The 13,875-nt window shown below is 41.9% G+C and carries 13 protein-coding genes; 6 read left to right on the plus strand and 7 right to left on the minus strand.

Features of this window, described 5'->3' with window-relative positions:
• Positions 1-189: 189 nt before the first annotated feature.
• Positions 190-1,935, minus strand: coding sequence for a gamma-glutamyltransferase (gene ggt, locus FN961_RS14405; protein ID WP_144040877.1), 1,746 nt, complete (start codon positions 1,933-1,935; stop codon positions 190-192).
• Positions 1,936-2,383: 448 nt separating this feature from the next.
• On the opposite strand from ggt, the gene FN961_RS14410 reads away from it, so the two are divergent.
• Entirely contained in the window at positions 2,384-3,580 is a 1,197-nt protein-coding gene (locus FN961_RS14410) for a GNAT family N-acetyltransferase (RefSeq protein ID WP_144040878.1), read from the plus strand.
• Here the strand turns inward: FN961_RS14410 and FN961_RS14415 are convergent.
• The gene (locus FN961_RS14415; protein ID WP_144040879.1) at positions 3,577-4,194 is read right to left on the minus strand and encodes a LysE family translocator; all 618 of its coding nucleotides are present in this window, start codon (positions 4,192-4,194) and stop codon (positions 3,577-3,579) included. The genes FN961_RS14410 and FN961_RS14415 overlap by 4 nt on opposite strands.
• A 151-nt stretch (positions 4,195-4,345) precedes the next feature.
• Complete coding sequence (gene hppD / locus FN961_RS14420; RefSeq protein WP_144040880.1) at positions 4,346-5,386, minus strand: 4-hydroxyphenylpyruvate dioxygenase; 1,041 nt, start codon at positions 5,384-5,386, stop codon at positions 4,346-4,348.
• 303 nt (positions 5,387-5,689) lie between these two features.
• On the opposite strand from hppD, the gene FN961_RS14425 reads away from it, so the two are divergent.
• Together FN961_RS14425 and FN961_RS14430 are read left to right on the plus strand one after the other, a co-directional pair.
• On the plus strand, positions 5,690-6,583 hold the full coding sequence (locus FN961_RS14425; protein WP_144040881.1) for a LysR family transcriptional regulator: 894 nt from the start codon (positions 5,690-5,692) through the stop codon (positions 6,581-6,583).
• Positions 6,584-6,974: 391 nt separating this feature from the next.
• On the plus strand, positions 6,975-7,328 hold the full coding sequence (locus FN961_RS14430) for a DUF6508 domain-containing protein (protein ID WP_144040882.1): 354 nt from the start codon (positions 6,975-6,977) through the stop codon (positions 7,326-7,328).
• Positions 7,329-7,400: 72 nt separating this feature from the next.
• On the opposite strand, the gene FN961_RS14435 is transcribed toward FN961_RS14430, so the two are convergent.
• Both FN961_RS14435 and FN961_RS14440 read right to left on the minus strand, forming a co-directional pair.
• Complete coding sequence (locus FN961_RS14435; RefSeq protein ID WP_373293467.1) at positions 7,401-8,333, minus strand: cytochrome-c peroxidase; 933 nt, start codon at positions 8,331-8,333, stop codon at positions 7,401-7,403.
• Between the two features lie 300 nt (positions 8,334-8,633).
• Positions 8,634-8,864, minus strand: a complete 231-nt coding sequence (locus FN961_RS14440) for a PGPGW domain-containing protein (RefSeq protein ID WP_144040884.1) — start codon at positions 8,862-8,864, stop codon at positions 8,634-8,636.
• 227 nt (positions 8,865-9,091) lie between these two features.
• Between FN961_RS14440 and FN961_RS14445 the strand changes: the two genes are divergently transcribed.
• Positions 9,092-9,844 (plus strand): substrate-binding periplasmic protein, encoded by a 753-nt coding sequence (locus FN961_RS14445; protein WP_144040885.1) that lies wholly within the window; start codon positions 9,092-9,094, stop codon positions 9,842-9,844.
• A gap of 75 nt (positions 9,845-9,919) precedes the next feature.
• Here the strand turns inward: FN961_RS14445 and FN961_RS14450 are convergent, their stop codons facing one another.
• Entirely contained in the window at positions 9,920-10,510 is a 591-nt protein-coding gene (locus FN961_RS14450) for a carboxymuconolactone decarboxylase family protein (RefSeq protein WP_144040886.1), read from the minus strand.
• A 176-nt stretch (positions 10,511-10,686) separates the two neighbouring features.
• On the opposite strand from FN961_RS14450, the gene FN961_RS14455 reads away from it, so the two are divergent.
• Positions 10,687-12,108, plus strand: a complete 1,422-nt coding sequence (locus tag FN961_RS14455) for an aminotransferase-like domain-containing protein (protein ID WP_144040887.1) — start codon at positions 10,687-10,689, stop codon at positions 12,106-12,108.
• Positions 12,109-12,136: 28 nt separating this feature from the next.
• Here the strand turns inward: FN961_RS14455 and FN961_RS14460 are convergent, their stop codons facing one another.
• Positions 12,137-12,544, minus strand: coding sequence for a YccF domain-containing protein (locus tag FN961_RS14460; protein ID WP_144040888.1), 408 nt, complete (start codon positions 12,542-12,544; stop codon positions 12,137-12,139).
• 254 nt (positions 12,545-12,798) lie between these two features.
• On the opposite strand from FN961_RS14460, the gene FN961_RS14465 reads away from it, so the two are divergent.
• Positions 12,799-13,716 carry a pyridoxal-phosphate dependent enzyme gene (locus FN961_RS14465; RefSeq protein WP_144040889.1) on the plus strand — a complete coding sequence of 306 codons (918 nt, stop codon included), beginning with the start codon at positions 12,799-12,801 and terminating at the stop codon, positions 13,714-13,716.
• Positions 13,717-13,875 lie beyond the last annotated feature (159 nt).

The raw sequence follows: 13,875 nt of genomic DNA on the forward strand, positions 1-13,875 counted from the left end.
AATAACTATGCTCTTCACTCGTTGCCTTGCCTCAGAACCGCTAAACTCTCGCTGAGCGATCAAATCTTTATACTGATTGGTATAATACCTAATTGAGTTATAAAAGTTATGTCAGAAAATAGAAAACGCCAGAGCTTATGACTGCACTGGCGTTTTTTGATGAAGTTAACTGATCTGATTACGAGATAGTTAGTAACCTAAGGTTTCACTGCCTGCGCGTCTTGGATCGGATGCACCAAATATCCCTTGCTCTGTTACCATAATTGATTGGGTTGAGCCCATGGCATTATTGACCTTAACCTCATGTCCCTTAGCTCTTAACAGATCGATGGTGTCGCGATTTAAACTATGTTCTACGCGTAAGATGTCGGGTAACCACTGATGGTGAATACGTGGTGCAGCCGTCGCTTCGGCGATATTAAGATCGTGATCAATCACATTCATGATGATCTGCATAGTGGTGTTGATAATACGCGAACCACCCGGGCTGCCAGTGACGATAAAAGGTTTACCGTCCTTCATCACTATGGTTGGGCTCATCGAGCTAAGAGGGCGCTTGTTACCTTCAACGGCATTAGCATCACCACCCACTAAACCATAACCATTAGGCGTTCCCGGCTTGGCAGAGAAATCATCCATTTCGTTATTGAGCAGTATGCCAGTTCCTTTTGCAACCAAACCCGAACCATAACTGAAGTTAAGGGTGTAAGTATTGGATACGGCATTGCCCCATTTATCGACAACCGAATAATGGGTTGTCTGGTTACTTTCATAAGGCGCTAGGTTACCAGGCTTAACCTCACTGCTGGGGGTCGCTTTATTGATGGCTATCTGACTGGCGAGCTTTTTAGCATAATCTTTGTTTATCAGTGCTTGTACTGGCACAGTATGAAAGTCTGGGTCGCCTAAGTATTCACTGCGGTCAGCATAGGCGCGTCGCATGGATTCAGTCATTAAATGTAAGGTCGCAGCGGTGTTATGGCCAAGCTTGTCGATAGGGAAATGCTCAAGCATATTGAGCATCTCTATGATATGCACGCCCCCAGATGACGGTGGTGGCATAGACACAACTTGATAGCCTCGATAATCTCCCTGAACAGGTTGGCGTTCAACAACTTTATAATTTTTTAGATCCTCTAACGTCATGATCCCGCCAGCTTCTTGAATGGCTGTTATTATTTTTTCAGCTGTTTCGCCTTCATAAAACCCTTTACTGCCTTGTTGTGCAATAAGGGATAGAGAATGGGCGAGTTCAGGCTGTTTAAGTCGATCGTTGACTTGGTAATCACTGCCATCTTTTTTATAGAAAATCTCGGCTGAGCTTGGCCATTGTGCAATACGACGTTTTAACCCAGTCAGTGAGGTTGAGAGATCTGGCGTAACATCAATGCCATTTTTAGCCATTTTTATCGCCGCTTGAGTGACTTGCTTCATGGTCATGGTGCCATATTTATCAAGTGCTAACTCCATGCCCATTACTGTGCCAGGAACACCCACCGCTAGACCATGCTCTCGGCTAAGAGCGGCAACAGGATCACCTTGTTCATTGAGGAAAATATCTTTGTGGGCTTTTGATGGAGCCATTTCGCGATAATCGATCGCTATGGTTTTGTTTTGATCTGCAATATGAACCATCATAAAGCCGCCACCGCCAATATTACCGGCTCTAGGGAGGGTTACGGCCAGACTAAAACCGACCGCAACCGCGGCATCTACTGCATTACCACCTTGTTTTAATATTTCAACGCCAGCTTGTGTGGCTAAGGCTTCTTGACTGGATACCATGCCATGTTTAGCCCATATTGGTTGCGCCGTCGCCTTGTGACTATATATGGATGTTTCTGCAGCTTGGACTGGTGTAACGAGTATTGTGGAGAGGCTGATGATAGGTACTGCTATCGACATAGCAACAAATAAGGTCTTGAACGTGCGCATAGTCTTCCTTGTTATTAGTTATAATTAATTATCAGTGCAATGTGACGTTAAAGAAAACAAATTGCAAGTGTTAGCGATGTTACGACTACTTTGAAGGAATAAAATACTAGCTAGCTCTGATAGGACTTACTAATTATACCCAAGCTACCTCAAGATGCTCGTTTCAGAGCTTCCGTAGGATAACTGAACAAGGCAGTGATTGAGGATAATGGTTATTCCCTTGTCGATATCACTAACGCAGTGCAGGGATTCTACGGGAACTCCCGAAGGGCATGGCGAGAAGCAACATTTTTCTGTGTTATGAAATATTGAATTAGAATAACTAGTCCTACTATTTCATGCCTTGAACTCTGTCACTTCTCGACATGCTGAATCCTGCATCTTGAAGTTGTTTGGGTATATACTCATTTAAATTATTGTTTTTTATCCTTAGCGAGCCTAAACATTCATGTCAGAGATCCGCATTGAGTTTAATCCCGAAATCACATCAATCCCTGCGGATGAGTGGAATGCGTTAATGGCAGATAAGTCTGGTAAATCAGCGGGAGTTAATCCCTTTACACGGCATGAATATCTAGCTGCATTGGAGTCGAGCGCTTGTGTTTGCACTAAAACAGGTTGGACGCCTATGCACCTCATTGCTTATCAAGGTGATCGGCGGGTTGCGGTCATGCCGCTTTATGCTAAGACTCACTCCTATGGTGAATACATCTTTGATTGGGCATGGGCAGAGGCATACGAACGTAACCAAATAGACTATTACCCTAAGTTGGTTAGTGCCGTTCCCTTTACTCCTGTAACCGGTTCACGTGTCGGGATGTGTGAAGAGTTAAAGGAAGGTGAGGCCGCGCAAGTGTGGTCTGCGATAACCAGCAGTTTATTGGAGTTGATGCAACTTGGTGGATATTCAAGCTGGCATGTTCTGTTTCTTCCTCCTGATGAGTGTGAGCAATTTTCGAATAGAGGTTCACTGGATCGGTTAGGCACTCAGTTTCATTGGCAAAATCATGGATATAACAGTTTCGATGATTTCTTGGCAAGGATGAATTCCCGCAAGCGTAAAGATATTCGTAAAGAGCGAAGCCGGGTTGCTCAACTTGGGCTTAATATTCGCTTTATTGATGCCAGTGAAGTAACAGAAACTCAATGGCAGGCTTTTAGTCACTGTTACCAAATGACCTATGCTAAACGTTCTGGTCATCATGGTTATCTAAACTTGGCGTTTTTTAAGGCGTTAGCGGTAAGCATGCCTGAGCAGATTAAGCTGTTGTTGGTGGAGACCAAAGATGAGGAGGGCCAAACGGCAAAAATTATCGCTTCAGCTCTCTATTTTTGTAGCGATACCCATCTTTATGGACGTTATTGGGGAGCATTAGAGGCTGTGGAAGATTTGCATTTTGAAGCTTGTTACTATCAAGGCATCGAATATTGCATTCAACATGGTTTACAAACATTCGATGCCGGAGCTCAGGGAGAACATAAAGTTTCCCGTGGGTTTGAGCCGATAGATATCCACTCAAACCACGAGATTGCCCACCCTGGATTTCGTGATGCGATAGAGCATTTCACGCATCAAGAAAAGGCTCAGGTAACTTGCTATATAAAAGAGATGACTAAAGGGTTACCTTTTAAATCTGGCGATTAACCGAGTGCTAGCCAGATACCTACGCCAATCATTAAACTACCCGCGATACGGTTTAACCACTTGATGTTATCACCACGACTTAAAAAGAGTTTCAAGCTTTTTCCACCGGTAGCGTAGGCTATCATACTGATAAATTCGGTGAACAGTATTATGCTTAACAGGGCGATAAACTGAGGAGCTAACTCTCTATCAACATTGATAAAAGGAGGAAGTAGGGAGATCATAAACGCCCAGCCCTTAGGGTTGGCAATGGCCGTAATAAAGCCTTGTGACACGAGAGCGCCATTACTGATCCTAGATGATTGCTCATCGAGCTTTGCCATTTTGCCTTTAGCGCGCCACATCTGCACACCGATATAGGCTAAATATATCCCACCAACCCACTTTAAGAGTTCAAATATTTGTGGGTAATTAAGCATGATGCTGGCGACGCCCATAACGGCGGCAACAGCAACAAGGGCGACTCCGACGAGCTCGCCGACCATCATCCATAAAGTTCGGCGCACTCCAATGCTCATCCCGAGTGTCATGGCTAATGTCATGCACATTCCTGGTGTGATTGAAACGAAGAAGAAAGTAGGTAAAAAAACCGCAAGCAGTGCGAAATCCGGCATGGTAAAGATTACAATTAAGTGATTAAGGGAGGGGATTTTATACCTATATTTGGTCACTGAAAACAAAAACCAGCCACATGGGCTGGTTTGATAACGCATTGATGCTAAATCTGTAAACCATTAGCTCAAATGATGACGAAAACTCAGTGTTTTATAGAACACCGCGGCGCTGTTGGTCACGTTCGATAGACTGGAATAGTGCGGTAAAGTTACCTTCACCAAATCCAAGGTTATTCTTGCGCTGTATAATCTCGATAAAGATTGGACCAAATAGATTCTTAGTAAAAATTTGCAGTAGATATCCATCTTCATCACCATCGATCAAAATCTGATGATGCTTAATGCGATCTCGGTCTTCTGTGACTTGAGGTAACTTGTCGAAAATCGTTTCGTAGTACTCAGGGATAATATCTAAGGTTTGGATTGACGACCCTTCCATCGCATCGAGTGAAGCGACGATGTCACGGCTTCTGAAGGCTAAGTGCTGTACACCAGGACCATCATACTCACGTAGGTATTCATCAATCTGGTTCTTCTCGTTGCCTTTACCTTCGTTGATTGGAATACAGAAGCTTCCATCAGGTGAACGAAGCGCGTAAGAAACCAATGCCGTTTGAGAGCCTTTAATATCAAAGTAACGCACTTCGGTGAAACCAAAGATATCTTTGTAGAAATTAGACCAGAATTCCATCGTACCTTGGTAGACATTATTGGTGAGATGGTCGACTTCCATGAAGCCCTTTTCTTGGGTAATAATTGGATCTTCAAGGTCAACAAAATCATTTTGATAGATATTGTTTTCTTCACCAAATATATCGATGAAATAAATCAGGCTGTCACCAATACCGTAAATAGCAGGGTATGGATGATCTTTACTGGATTCTTGTGCTGGTTTTGCGCCACGAGCAACAGCACCTTCGAAAGCAAACTTGGCATCTTCAACGCGCCAGCCCATTGAGCAGATAGCTGGACCGTGAGTCTTAGCAAACTCAGAAGAAAATCCACTACGTTCGCTATTCAGCAGGAAGTTAATATCATTCTGTTTATAGTAGGCAATCTCTTTTGTTTTACTTTTTTTCAGTTTAGAGAATCCGAAATCGATAAATACCTGATGCATGAAATCAAGTTCAGGTGTGGCAAATTCAGTAAATTCGATGCCCAGTAATCCCAGTGGATTTTGTTCGCTTGCCATTTTCTTATCCTCATTCATGTAATGAACACTCGCGGCCACTCTATCGATGGCTATTAAATGAAACGTTAACGTTTCACTAAACGTTGCGGTGAACGGTGCTTCTTAATATTTAAAAAGCTAGGGTCTTCTCACTGTTTCACCCATATGATGTCTACTTGTTTATCGGTGTAGCTCATAAACAGAGTGTTCAGCGTGATCTATCTATCAATCTAGTAGGTGACATCAACAAAGAAAAGAATAATAATTAGCCTGATTCAATCTAATTATTTGATGGTATATTTAGATTTACACCTTGGAGGTCATATGCGGATCGATGTTGATGCTTTTAAAGTGCTGGAAGTTTTAGTCCAAGAGGGGAGCTTTGCTAAGGCTGCAGAGCGTTTGCATAAGGCTCAGTCAGCAGTGAGCTACCAAGTCAAAAAACTTGAGCAACACTTAGGTGTAAATCTTTTTTGTCGCGATCAGTACCGTGCTGAATTAACACCTGAGGGCAAAGTTATTCTTGCCGAGGGACAAAAGCTGTTGCAATACCTTGCCAATATTGAACATTTAGCCAGCAGGTTTAGTGATGGCTGGGAGCCAAAGCTTGAACTGATTGTCGATGGTTCGTTGCCGATGGAACCCATAATGAAAGCATTAAAGCGTATGGCATCGGAAAACATCCCGACAAAAATTCAGTTAAATGTTGAGTTTCTTGGTGGTGTACAGGCTCGATTTGAGCGAGATCATGCTGACTTGATGTTAGTGAAAGACTATAGAACAGGCCCTAACTATCGCCCACAATCACTCCCAGATATCACCAGTATTCTCGTTGTTTGTGCAACACATCCTTTAGCGTTAGAAAAAAATATCTCCTTGTATGACTTACAAAGACATGTGGAGTTAACAATCGAAGATTCATCACCAGACATTAACTATTACGATGAATTGCAGTTTGGTGGCGACAAGGTGTTCTATCTTTCTGACTTTGCGATGAAGAAAAATGCGCTGGAGATGGGGCTTGGTTTCGGCTGGATGCCTGACTTCCTTATTCATAAGGAGCTTGAGAGCGGTGAGATGGTCGAAGTTGATTTTAATGGCGGCAGTCAATACAGCTTTAGCCCTAAATTGGTTTCGACTATGCAGAGGCCATTAGGCAGGGCGGGGCTGCTATTTACTGAGTTCATTCTCGATGAGTTTGCTAAAGCAGATTTATGATTTCGTCGTTTTCGACAATTTAAATGACTTGTTGAGCATGCAGTCCTTTATTGCGTTGCAAAATGAAACACTCACTTGTTTCATTTACATTTAACCATGGTTCGAGCGATTGTTTTTGCGTGACATATTTTGCTAGTAAGACTGCTGCGTTAATAAATAACTATCTTCAGTGTTTAGCTAAGTGGTTGTAATATAATACCAATGTGGTGGAAAAACCTTAATTGACACTTCATACCGTTAAGCTTGGGTTCAGTTACTCTCCCTTAGGATGAGAGCACTATTGAATTGGATATGTTGGTACAGCATATGCAGTTCTATTGAAGTAAGTTGTTATTAGGGGAAGAATCTTCATTTACACGAGCACATTTTTCCCGCTTGTAGGAGGTGTCAGATGGAACCATTATTGCAAAGACATACATCCGATTTTTATACTAAATATGTAAGTGACTTAGCCTGTGGTGAGCAAGCACTATCAATATGTAAAATAAGTGATTTCATCGATGAGCTTGCCGATAATCGATTATTACTAGCTGATTTTAACTGGGATGATTGGTACAGCAATAGCCATTTAGTTGATAAACCAGAATACATTGCCAGCGCCAGTTTATATGAATGCCAACTTTTACTGACTGCGATGGCACGCTTAGAGCGATTAAGCCCCGGAGTGATGGATAATATGCGCCATAATGGTGTATTACTGGCGATATTAGCGCGATTTAATTGCATATCATTAACGTTAAGTTGATAAAAAAACACCAGCTTATTGCTGGTGTTTTTGCGTTAAGTTTTCAATTTAGGTTTTGAAAAATATTAAGTCCTACTCAGCAAAGGGAGCGGGCCTTGGCGTTTTGGCATTTGAAGGCGGTAAAATAGGCAATACTATTTGAGGCTGATCACCGGTTAATGATTTAAGAAAGGCAACCATCTCTTGAGTTTCTTGCTTCGATAGATCTTGCCCTAATTGAATCTCAGCCATCACATTGACGGCTTCTTCCAAAGTCCACGTCGCACCGTCATGGAAGTACGGATAGGTTAGTTCAATGTTTCGTAACGTCGGCACTTTAAATACGTTCATATCTGCTGCGTTACCTGTTACGGCAATTCGACCTTCTGCAGGGTTCTTTGTATGGAATGGTTTGATTAATCCCATTTTCATGTACATGGTTCCGCCAACAGCAGGGCCGTTGTGACAACTCACGCACCCTTTGTCTTTAAATAACTGATAACCTGCGGTCGCTTCCTCAGAAATGGCAGATTTATTGCCGAGTAAATACTGGTCAAAAGGACTGTTTGGCGTGACGAGTGTTTTTTCAAAGGCAGCGATGGCATCGGTAATATTATCGATAGTTATCTTTCCGTCGCCGTATACATTTTCAAATCTGGCTTTGTATGCAGGCATAGAATCGATAGTTGATACAGCAAGCTCGTGCGAGAACCCCATCTCTTTTGGATTGGCGATAGGTCCGCCTGCTTGTTCTTTGAGATCCTTAGCTCGCCCGTCCCAAAACTGTGCCAAACCATATTCAGCATTTAATACGGTTGGTGAGTTAATTGGGCCCTCTTGCCAGTTATGGCCAATTGAGGTTGGTAATGCATCGACACCACCAGTAGATAAATTATGACAAGAGTTACATGAGATAAACCCTGACATTGATAGTCGTGGTTCGAAGAAAAGCATCTTACCCAACTCAACTTTTTCCGGTTCAGTGATCATCACTGGTTGAATGATCTCAATAGGTTCTTTAGCCATAACAGAAGAGGTATAAATTGCTGCAATAATGGCAAGTGCTAGGGGAGAAAATGGTTTCATAATAGACCTTAGAATAAGATGTTTAATTCGATTCAGATTATCGACGCGACATCATATTCAGTTCTAGAAGTTTTTCATAACACTTTGTTTCGATAGAGACTATCGTGGATTTGGATTAACTCTTCGTGAGAAAGATCTCGGAATTGTAGGGGGATTTAAGGTAGGCTTCTTGCTTGAGTTCATGCTTTGTTTAAAAGTGTGAATTTGATGATTGTTTGTGAAAGACAAAATGCTGCAATGTTATGACAATTTCATCTTTCTTAATAAAATTTTTCTGTCGATCCAAGCGGCAGACGTTGATAATTGCTTCTGGCTTTTACGCAGCCAGATTTTAGCCCAAGGGTATTCCAAACTTAGAATCGCCAAACCTATGGGTAAAAGTAACCAAGCAGGACCCGGTAATATCAGTAAAGCAGCCCCAAGTAAAGTCAGTCCTCCTCCTAGCACTGTAATGGCAGTCTTTCGTAGCATAAGCACCTCTCTAGTTATCATTTAATCTCATCTTCTCACTGTTTATTGTTTGCTTTCCAGCGAAGAATTGTAACAAAGGTTGATTTATTTTTGAGCAGCTCAGGCTATACTTTATAGCCTGATTACTGTATTCACATACTCGTTTGCAGTTGTATCAGCCTGTTTATTATTAGGGAGGATTTGATATCTATGGTGATAATTTCATAATTTGTTATCGCAAGAATAGAATGCGAATAGTGACTCTTTGTACTCTTATAGGGATACTTGGAGGTTTTTTTGCGCCCCAGATTAAAGCTGATACTTTGCACTTAACCTCTCTTCATTGGCCGCCGTATTCGAGTAGTAAAATTCAAGGCCAAGGGGCTGTTATTGCGATCACTCGTGCGGCGGTTAACGCCATGGGTCATGAGCTTGTCGTGGATTTTTACCCATGGAGTCGTGCTGTTAGATTAGTGAATCGACACAACTCTAAGTATGAAGGTTATTTACCTGCTTATACTTTTCCGACAGAAAAATTTGTATTTTCAGATGTCATTGGTAGTAGCCCACTTGGTTTAGTCGAACAAGATCGACACCCCATTAGCTGGTTGCAAGTATCCGATCTTAATCAATATACCTTAGGTGTTGTCAGGGATTATGTGAATTCCGCTGATCTTGATGCGATGATTAAGTTGGGGACTCAGAAAGTTGAAGTGGTTAATTCCGATGAACATAATCTCAGAAAAGTGGCGACAGCCAGAATTGATGCTGCTGTTATGGATACCAACGTGTTGAAATATCTTCTCTTGCAAAAGGAGTTGAAGTCATTGAGTAAAAAGGTTCAAGTCAACAAGAAGACGTTAGAAAATAAACAGATGACAATTGCGTTTAATAATACCCCTGAGGGGCATTTTTGGCGCGATGTGGTCAATGCTGGATTAACCAAAATAGATAAAGACTCAATGCTTGCTGATTACATGGAAAATACCGGAAATAAATAGCTTTTATGGCCAATGTCAACAAATTAGCAGCCTTAAAATGACATCTTTGACAGCTGCTATATCCACTAATATGCGTTACAGCGTATGTTTTCCAACTTCCCAGCCTTCTAGTGCTAACAAGCTTTCCCCTGATGCAATCGCCCCCTCTTCAAGTGTGGTGGCCATTGAGTCATTCCATCTATTCAGATATCCAAACAGGGAGATCACGCCCAGTATTTCAACTATTTCATCTTCTTCCCAATGCAGATGTAGACGCTCATTGAGTTCTTGATTGACGCCATTAGGGACTGTTGACGCAGCGACGGAAAAATCCAGAGCGACTCTTTCTGCGTCACTAAATGCGGGGTGGGTTTGATACTCCCACACATTGTCTAGTTGCGCTTGTTCTGCACCATAGCGTTCAGCCGCTCTAATGGTGTGTGCTTGGCAATATCGACAACCAGTGACATGACTTGATACATACGCGATTAACCGTTTGAGTGAGCTAGTGACGCGTCCTTGATTGTCCATTACCGCCATATTGAGGTTGATAAAGGCTTTCGCTATTTTTGGCCTTCTCATCATGGTCAATACACTATTAGGACAAAAGCCTAAGGTTTCATTAAAAAAGCGCGCCAGCTCTATCACTTCCTGATTCGATTCATTCAACGGGCTAACTAATGGCATGGTTAAGCTCTCTTCTCTATCAAGTGAATATTCAGCTTACAGATTCTCTTTTCGGTAAAAAAGAGACACTAAGTGAACAGAAGAACGGTACAATTTGCATGAGATGTTTAATATTGGTATTTTTTCCTCCCCTGTATCGGTATTAATGCGGTGAATATTTAAAGAGTGATGTCACAATGTCGAATAAGAAATACCAGAAAGTGGCTGAGTCACTGTCACAACAGATCTTAACGGGCTGTTTTCAACCCGGTGAAAAGATCCCGTCGGTTCGGGCAAGTCGTGAGCAATTTAATGTCAGCATGACCACGGTTCAAACAGCTTATGGGATTTTAGAAGACAGTGGGTTGATTAACAGCCGTCCTGGTTCTGGTTATTTTGTTTCGCGCTTACCTGATGTTGATCATTTAACGCCAATGAAACCACAAGATATTTCAGTTTATAATCGCATGATGTCAGTGTTAACCGAATGCCATAAAGAGGGCGTTACAAATTTAGGTACAGCGGTGATATCGCCAGATTTATTGCCTATAAATCAGTTAAAAAAGATCCTGAACAAGCTAACTCGTTATCATATGCTTGAGTTAGTCTCTCCTGAATTTTCGTCAGGCTTCTTACCTTTAAGAAGAGAATTTGCCAAACGAATGCTCAATGTTGATGTGGAAGTTCATCCTGATGATATTCTAGTCACAGGAGGTTGTCAGGATGCTATCGCTTTAGCGCTCAGTTCTGTGGCAAGTGTCGGTGATATTATCGCTGTTGAAAGCCCCTGTTTTCCGGGTTTACTGCAGGTGATCGAATCTTTAGACATGAAGGTGTTGGAGGTGCCTAGTTCCCCCGTTTTAGGTATGAAGCCTGATGCTCTGCAAGATGCGTTAATGAACTGGCCAATTGCCGCCTTAGTGTTGGTTCCCTCATTTAGTAATCCCACTGGCAGCCTTATGCCTGTGGTGAATCGAAAGAAAATTTTGGCATTATCTGAGCTGTATGATATTCCGTTAATAGAAGACGATCTGTTTTCTGAACTTAATTATCAAGGCAAACCTTTACCAGCAATAAAGTCGATGGAGAGTAATGCGAATGTGATCTATTGCTCTTCAGTGTCTAAGTCTTTAGGCTCAGGATTCAGGCTTGGTTGGTTATGCGGTGGAAAATATCATCGTAAAATAAAGAAGTTAAAAGCCTTTAGAAACGTATCAGAACCTTTGATTATCCAGATGTTAATTGCTGAGTTTATGAAGCTGGGAGGCTACAGTCGGCACCTTAAAAAGTTGAAAATGACACTGCATCAAAATCAAAAATGGCTGCAGGCTTGTATTCACGATTCTTTCCCAGAGGGAACAAGAGTTAACCTCAGTGATGGTGGATATGTATTGTGGATTAAGTTGCCCGAACAGTGCGATTCCAGACTCTTGTTTACTCAAGCTATCGACAATGGCGTGGCTTTTTTCCCTGGAGACGTGTTTTCACAGCATGAGCATTATATTGGCTACATAAGATTGAATTTAGCCATAGAGTGGGATAATGCTATTGAAAAAGCAGTTAACACGCTAGGGGAGTTGATTCATCAACAAATTGAGATGAATCAACGGGAACCCTAGTTTACATTATGTCAGATAAGCTAATACTTTACGCTCTCGCGACAACGGTTTGGCCTATTGGCGTTAAGCTCAATATGGCTAACTTAAGGTGCTGTATACCAAATGGAATACCTATAATGGTGACGAAGCAGGCGACGGCATGAGTAAGGTGGCCGATGGCGAGCCAGATCCCGAAAAGTAGGAACCAGACTATATTCCCTATCGTTCCGAATGCACCAGTGCCTATATCTTCGTTACCAGTGAGGTTTCTTCGGTTCATGTGATCTTGACCAAATGGCCAGAATGTCATTTCACCTATCACAAAGCATGCACGCCCGAATGGGATACCTATAATACTGATATAGCAAAGTAAACCTGCTAGCCACCAAGCGAGCCCCATCACGAAACCACCGAGAACAAACCAAGCTATGTTAAATATCAAACGTAATATTGCCATTAAATGACTCCTAATAAAGACGAAAGCTCATAGAAAGAGCACTGATTTAATCATTTCTATGATCACGTTCTACTAAGCTATTTTCATGCCAATATTTTATGTTGTTGATACAAGGAGTTTTTATCGTTTTATTCTGTTTTTTCTACTCATTGAGTTGGTCAACAATACCTGTAATTAGTTATTTTTCTCAATTGGTCAAAATGGTAAAATATCCAAGTAATCGTTGGAGGTCTATTTGATGAGATTGGTATCATATGAAGTTAAGTAACACACCTGTTGATTCGATTAACATGTTCGACAGGGATATTTTTATTAAGCGGGACGATCTTCTTCATCCAGAGTTTTCAGGCAATAAAGCCCGTAAGTTTGCTTATTTTCTTGCACGTGACTTCCCTAGTGTGGAAAAACTTATCGGTTATGGTTCACCTCAAGCAAACTCTCTCTATTCTATGTCAGCATTGGCTAAACTTCGTGGTTGGGAGTTAGACTTTTATGTCGATCATGTTGCTGCACACATTAAGACTCAAACTGAGGGGAATTATGTTGCTGCCCGTGCGAATGGTGCAAATATTATTGACCTTAGTGAGTGTCCTGACAGAGAGGGACGTTCCAGTGAGCAGTATATTACAGATAAAATATTGGTTGATGAGCCCAATGCGCTGTTTGTGCCTGAAGGCGGGCGTTGTGAATATGCCGAATTCGGTGTTGCGCAGCTGGCTAAAGAGATTATTGACTGGGCAGAAGAAACAAGTCAGCAAACATTAACTGTATTTCTCCCTTCAGGGACGGGAACGACAGCACTGTTTCTCAATAAATATTTTATCGAGTCTAACGTTAATATTCGCGTTTTGACTTGTGCATGTGTGGGCGGAGATGACTATCTGAACCTGCAGTTTACTGAACTTTCTCAAGAAAAGGCATTTCATCCGAAGATAATCTCTCTGCCGAAAAAGTATCATTTTGGTAAACTGTATCGTGAATGCTATGAGATGTGGAAACGTGTTGGTGAGCAAGGTATTGAGTTTGAACTGCTGTACGACCCAATTGGTTGGCTTACGCTTGAGGCATATGTAAACCATTGTGGCGAACACGGCCCTATTATGTATCTACATCAAGGGGGCTTATTGGGAAACTGCAGCATGCTACCAAGGTATAAACGAAAATTTGGGTAATGAAAGAAAGTTAACAGGATTGGTTTTTAACTGGGGAGTTTTAGGTTTTACCAGTTGGTCAGGCTAAGTATCTGTGAAATTGATACGGCCTAGACCAAAGGTAGATGTTACTTGAATGCTTAATAGCCGATGTAATGAAGTCGGTCCTATCCGTTCTTT

This window comes from Shewanella hanedai (assembly GCF_007197645.1).
Lineage (GTDB): Bacteria > Pseudomonadota > Gammaproteobacteria > Enterobacterales > Shewanellaceae > Shewanella > Shewanella hanedai.